This window comes from Carboxylicivirga taeanensis, assembly GCF_051851475.1.
In the GTDB taxonomy this organism is placed as follows: Bacteria; Bacteroidota; Bacteroidia; order Bacteroidales; family Marinilabiliaceae; genus Carboxylicivirga; species Carboxylicivirga taeanensis.
On the sequence record NZ_JBPUSJ010000112.1, the window covers coordinates 1 to 735 of the forward strand.

A 735-nucleotide genomic window follows, 5' to 3' on the forward strand; every position below is an offset into this window, starting at 1 on the left:
AACGGTTGGCCGCATGGCGCTGTAGCAGATTCTGCGTTGAGATTGTCCGTCCGAGAGGACGAGACCATCGAGGCGGGAATCTGCCCAACCAAAGTGAGCCGGACTGCTATGCGCTATAGCGGCGTGTTGGGGCTAGTTTTTTATAATTTCTTTAAGTCTTCTTTTATAAGAGAGTGCATATTCTTCAAACATTTTAGATTGACATAGAACGTAAATTAGTCTGTCGTGATTACGTAATACATAGTCATAGTTTTTTTCGTTGAAAATGTCGTCATGATGAATAAAACTATTCAATTTATTCTCAATTTCTATTGCTTGAATAGTATCCTCTAATTGTATTTCAAAAACATAGAATTTAGGAAACCAATCCTTGTCCGATTGTATTATTGGAGTTTTGTTTATTGCTTTAAACGATTTATATTGAGATGGATATATTTCTAAATTTTCTATTTGCTCCAGGTCTTTATATTTACCAAATCTCAAAGTATCAATTTCACTGGCATCCTTAATTTCATAATTGTCTGCAATAAGTAAATTGATAATACTTGCAAATATCTCTTCCTCGTCATTTGATATATTTATTAGAGATAAGCTTTTAGATATAACAACGCTATCCTTCTTTTTCGAGATGTCTGATTGTTTTGGTTTCCCTGAATTTGAACATCCTGTTAGCATTATAACTGTCAATATTACAATTATTTTATCCATATGTACTCTTAAATTAGCCCCAACGGT

General features: G+C 33.7%; 1 protein-coding gene. It reads right to left on the reverse strand.

Annotated features, from left to right (window positions below; all coding sequences use genetic code 11):
* Positions 1-132: 132 nt before the first annotated feature.
* Positions 133-735 (reverse strand): hypothetical protein (locus ACSX1H_RS19485; protein ID WP_439185932.1); only part of this gene is annotated, 603 nt, incomplete at its 5' end.